The sequence below is a fragment of the uncultured Sphingomonas sp. genome (assembly GCF_964250165.1).
Lineage (GTDB): Bacteria > Pseudomonadota > Alphaproteobacteria > Sphingomonadales > Sphingomonadaceae > Sphingomonas.
The window spans coordinates 1-4,677 of sequence record NZ_CAXUEK010000125.1; the positions used below are offsets into that span (position 1 = coordinate 1).

Genomic DNA, 4,677 nt, shown 5'->3' on the forward strand with positions numbered 1-4,677 from the left:
GAGCTCGGCCCCGGCCGCGGCACCCTCGCCGCCGACGCGCGCCGCGCGATGGCCAAGGCGGGGCTCGCGCCGCCGATCCACCTGGTCGAGACCAGCCCCGTGCTCCGCGCCGCGCAGGCCGAGCGGGTGCCGGACGCGACGTGGCACGCCGGTCCGGCGACGCTGCCGACCGACCTGCCGCTGCTGGTGGTGGCCAACGAGTTCTTCGACGCGCTGCCGATCCGCCAGCTCGTCCGCGGCCCGTCAAACCCAGACGGCGCCTGGCGCGAGCGGCTGGTCGCCTGCCAGGACACGCTGTTCCTGCCCGTCGCGGGCAGGCCGGTGCCCGACGCGGTGATCCCGGCGACCCTGCGCGACGCCCCGCCCGGCGCGGTGCTGGAGGCCGCCCCCGCCGCCGCGCAGCTGATGCGCGACCTCGCCGCGCGGCTGGCGGCGCAGGGCGGCGCGCTGCTGGTGGTCGACTATGGCCATGAAGGGCCGGCACTCGGCGACACGCTGCAGGCGGTACGCGGCCACGCCTATGCCAACCCGTACGACGCGCCCGGCGAGCAGGACCTGACCGCGCAGGTCGATTTTACCACGCTCGCCGCCGCCGCGCAGGCCGGCGGCGCGGTCGCGTGGGGGCCGGTCGAGCAGGGCGAATGGCTGGCGAGGCTCGGCATCGACGCCCGCGCCGCCGCGCTCGCCCGCGCCACGCCCGCCCGGGCCGAGGCGATCGCCGCCGCCCGCGTGCGCCTGGTGGTCGACATGGGCCGGCTGTTCAAGGTGCTCGCCGTCACCGCACCGGGCTGGCCCGCGCCGGCGGGGTTCGCCGCAGCGCGCACCGGCGCAACGGAATAGCGCCGAAGACGCGCCAGGCCGGCCCCTGACACTCCCTTTGCCGGTATGCCGAGGTTCCCCGTCATCCCGGCCCTGTGCCGGCATCCACCACCGCACCGGCACCCTCATTCGAGCTCGAGGAGAGACCTGGCGTGGATGCCGGGACAAGCCCGGCATGACGAGGTAAGCCGGCCTTATGCTCCTACCCGAACCGATCGACCCGATCAGCGCCATCGCCCTTGCGGGCATCCCGCACGGCTTTCTCGGTCGTCGCGGCGGCGTCTCGACGGGATTGATGGCCGGCCTCGACATGGGGCGACGCGGTCAGGACGAGATCAGCCCCGAACTCGCGGAGAACCGCCGCCGCGCGATCGCCGCGGTGATGCCCGGCGCGACGCTGCTTACCTGCTATCAAATCCATTCCGCCGACGTGGCGACGGTGTCGGCGCCCTTCCCCGACGACGCCCGTCCCCAGGCCGACGCGCTCGTCACCGACCGGCCCGGCCTGCTGCTCGGCATCCTCACCGCCGATTGCGCGCCCGTGCTGCTGGCCGACCGCACGGCCGGCGTGATCGGCGCGGCACATGCCGGCTGGAAGGGCGCGCTCGCCGGCGTCACCGACGCCTGCGTCGCCGCGATGGCGGCGCTCGGCGCGGACCGGGCGCGCATCGCCGCCGCGATCGGCCCGTGCATCGCGCGCGCCAGCTACGAGGTGAACGACAGCTTCCGCGCCCGCTTCACCGCAGTCGATCCCGCCAACGAGCGCTTCTTTGCCGATGGGGGCCCCGGCCATGGCCGCTTCGACCTGGCGGCCTATGTCGCCCACCGCCTCGCCGCCGCCGGCGTTGGCCGGGTGGAGACGCTCGGCCTCGACACCTATGCCGACGCGGACCGCTTCTACAGCTATCGCCGCGCCACCCATCGCGGCGAGGCGGATTACGGCCGCCAGATCAGCCTGATCGGCCTGCGGTGATCCTCCCGCTTGCGGGGAGGGGGACCGCGGCCGCAGGCCGTGGTGGCGGGGGCTTCGCAGCTAGGACACCGCCAATCCAGAGCCCCCTCCACCACGCCGCTACGCGTCGCGGTCCCCCTCCCCGTCCCGGGGAGGATCGGCTAGGGGCATCGCCCAAGGAGACATTCCATGCCCGATACGCCGAACGAGACCGAAGCCGACATGACCGGCGTCGCCGCGCCCGCGCCGAAGGACGACACCCCCAGGCAGGTCGGCGGCCGCAAGCTCAAGCCGTCGACGCTGATGATGGGTCATGGCTTCGATCCCGCACTCTCCGAAGGCTCGCTCAAGCCGCCGATCTTCCTGACCAGCACCTTCGTCTTCCCGGACGCGGCGTCGGGCAAGCGCCATTTCGAGGGCGTCACCGGCAAGCGCCCGGGTGGCGCGGAGGGGCTCGTCTATTCGCGCTTCAACGGCCCCAACCAGGAGATACTGGAGGACCGTCTCGCCGTCTGGGAGGAGGCGGAGGACGCGCTCGCCTTTTCCAGCGGCATGTCGGCGATCGCCACCCTGTTCCTGTCGATGGTCAAGCCCGGCGACACCATCGTCCATTCCGGCCCGCTCTACGCCGCCACCGAGACGCTGATCGCGCGGATCCTAGGCCGGTTCGGCATCCACTGGCTCGATTTTCCGGCCGGCGCGACGCGCGCGGAGATCGACGCGGTGCTGGCCAAGGCGGCATCGGGCAACGTCGCGCTGATCTATCTCGAATCGCCCGCCAATCCGACCAACGCGCTGGTCGATGTGGAGGCGGTCGCCGCCAGCCGCGACGCCATCTTCACCGGTACGACCAAGCCGCCGATCGCGATCGACAACACCTTCCTCGGCCCGCTCTGGGCGCAGCCGCTGCGGCAGGGCGCCGACATCGTCGTCTATTCGCTGACAAAATACGCCGGCGGCCATTCGGACCTGGTCGCGGGCGGCGTGCTCGGCTCGAAGGCGCACATCGACACGATCCGCTCGATGCGCAACACGATCGGCACCATCACCGACCCGCACACCGCCTGGATGCTGCTGCGCTCGCTCGAGACGCTGGAGCTGCGCATGAGCCGCGCCGGCGAGAACGCCGCCAGGGTCTGCGCCTGGCTGCGCGACCAGCCCAAGGTGGAGCGCGTCGGCTATCTCGGCTTCCTGGAAGGCGGCGAGGACGCGCGGCAGGCCGACATCTACCGCCGCCACTGCACCGGCGCCGGCTCCACCTTCTCGCTCTATCTGAAGGGCGGCGAGGCGGAAGCGTTCCGCTTCCTGGACGCGCTGAAGATCGCCAAGCTCGCGGTGTCGCTCGGCGGCACCGAAACGCTGGCGAGCCACCCCGCCGGCATGACGCACCTGTCGGTCCCGGACGCGCGCAAGCAGGCGCTGGGCATCACCGACAATCTCGTGCGCATCTCGATCGGCGTGGAGGACGCCGACGACCTGATCGCGGACTTCGAACAGGCGTTGGCCGTGGTGTGAGGCGCAGCGCGGGCGCGGCTACATCGGCGCTGCCCGCGCAAGCCCGGCCGGCGTCGTGCAGCGACGACCGACGACACGGCCTGACCGCGGCGACTCGGAACGGCGTAGCCGTATCGACGTTTCCCCGGCTCACGATCAGGAGCAACCGTCATGCGTGTCCTCCCGCTGTTTGCCGCCGCCGCGCTGGCCGCCGCGCCGGCGTTCGCCCAAACCTCCCAGCACACGCCCGAGCATGATGCCGCTTCGGCGGGCAGCGCGCCGACCACCGCCGCCGCCAACGACCAGATCGGCGCCGTCGCTGGCGCGCAGCAGACCACCGGCGCCGATGCGCAGGCGCAATATGCGTCCGACTTGGCCGCCTACGACGCCGCCGTCCGCGCGCAACACCGCGCGACGATGGCCGACGAGGCGCACTGGCGGCACCAGCAGCGCGCCTATGCCGACGCGATGGCCGCGTGGCGCGCCCAGGTCGCGGCGTGCAAGGCCGGCCACGAGCGCGCGTGCACCGCGCCGAGCCCGGACCCGGCCGCCTTCTGGTAAGACACAGCGGCGGAGCAGCAGCAGGCGCTCCTTAACCGGATGCCGCTAGCATCGGCGCGTGGACGATACTGCCGCCGTTGCGTTCGAAGAGCACCCGTTGCGCGTGCCCCCTTACACCGCAATCCGTTTTCATCGGCGCAATGGACAAGCCAGGCCGGTCTACCGCGTCGGCAAGACAGAGGCAGGGGCGCTGAACGCGATGAAGGCGGCGCATCGGCTCTACGGCAGCAGCTGCTTCTATTGCGGCAAGCCGATGGCCGTCGATGCCCCTGCCGGGCTGTTCACGCTGGATCATGTGCGTCCCGTGGCGTTGGACGGGACCGACGACCTGCACAACCTGGTCTTCAGCTGCGCGCCGTGCAACCGGCGCAAGGGCGGGACACCGCTGCCCTTGTTCGACGCGGCCAGGGCGGTGGACTATGCGGATGCGCTGGACCGCCATGTGGTGCGAAGCCTCGACACGCTCGCCGCGCGGCCCACCTCCACCGGCCCGGACAGACCCGCCGCCGTCGCCGCGATCAAGCCTGCTCAGAGCACACGTACATAACGGGCCCCGCCGCCCATTCAGCCGTCGCTCACCCGCTCGATATCCGCGCCCACCGCCGACAGCTTTTCCTCCAGCCGTTCGTAACCCCGGTCGAGATGGTACACCCGGCTGACCTGCGTCTCGCCGTCGGCCACCAGCCCCGCCAGGATCAGGCTCATCGACGCGCGCAGGTCGGTCGCCATCACGGGCGCGCCGACCAGCCGGTCGACGCCGCGCACCACCGCCGCCCGGCCCGCGACCTGGATGTCGGCGCCCATCCGCGCGAGTTCGGAGACGTGCATGTAGCGGTTCTCGAAGATCGTCT

5 protein-coding genes and 1 pseudogene are annotated in these 4,677 nt (G+C 72.2%); 5 read left to right on the top strand and 1 reads right to left on the bottom strand.

Translation table 11 applies throughout. The features are described 5' to 3' along the window. The 5 genes from ACFE64_RS15115 to ACFE64_RS15135 all read left to right on the top strand — a co-directional run. Window positions 1-840 (top strand): SAM-dependent methyltransferase (locus ACFE64_RS15115; RefSeq protein WP_375393282.1); only part of this gene is annotated, 840 nt, incomplete at its 5' end. 175 nt (window positions 841-1,015) lie between these two features. Then, complete coding sequence (pgeF, locus tag ACFE64_RS15120) at window positions 1,016-1,792, top strand: peptidoglycan editing factor PgeF (RefSeq protein WP_375393283.1); 777 nt, start codon at window positions 1,016-1,018, stop codon at window positions 1,790-1,792. A gap of 168 nt (window positions 1,793-1,960) precedes the next feature. Beyond that, a complete protein-coding gene (locus ACFE64_RS15125; RefSeq protein ID WP_375393284.1) occupies window positions 1,961-3,286 on the top strand; it encodes a cystathionine gamma-synthase family protein in 1,326 nt (441 codons plus the stop codon). Window positions 3,287-3,436: 150 nt separating this feature from the next. Beyond that, window positions 3,437-3,826, top strand: coding sequence for a hypothetical protein (locus ACFE64_RS15130; protein ID WP_375393285.1), 390 nt, complete (start codon window positions 3,437-3,439; stop codon window positions 3,824-3,826). 58 nt (window positions 3,827-3,884) lie between these two features. Then, the gene (locus tag ACFE64_RS15135; RefSeq protein WP_375393286.1) at window positions 3,885-4,373 is read left to right on the top strand and encodes an HNH endonuclease; all 489 of its coding nucleotides are present in this window, start codon (window positions 3,885-3,887) and stop codon (window positions 4,371-4,373) included. Window positions 4,374-4,390: 17 nt separating this feature from the next. Here the strand turns inward: ACFE64_RS15135 and ACFE64_RS15140 are convergent. After that, window positions 4,391-4,677 (bottom strand): annotated as a pseudogene (locus tag ACFE64_RS15140) (UDP-N-acetylglucosamine 1-carboxyvinyltransferase); the annotation flags it as partial.

Bases quoted from the DNA above. Each gene is read 5' to 3' on its own strand.
- pgeF (WP_375393283.1), top strand. From the start codon at position 1,016: ATGCTCCTACCCGAACCGATCGACCCGATCAGCGCCATCGCCCTTGCG.
- ACFE64_RS15125 (WP_375393284.1), top strand. From the start codon at position 1,961: ATGCCCGATACGCCGAACGAGACCGAAGCCGACATGACCGGCGTCGCC.
- ACFE64_RS15130 (WP_375393285.1), top strand. From the start codon at position 3,437: ATGCGTGTCCTCCCGCTGTTTGCCGCCGCCGCGCTGGCCGCCGCGCCG.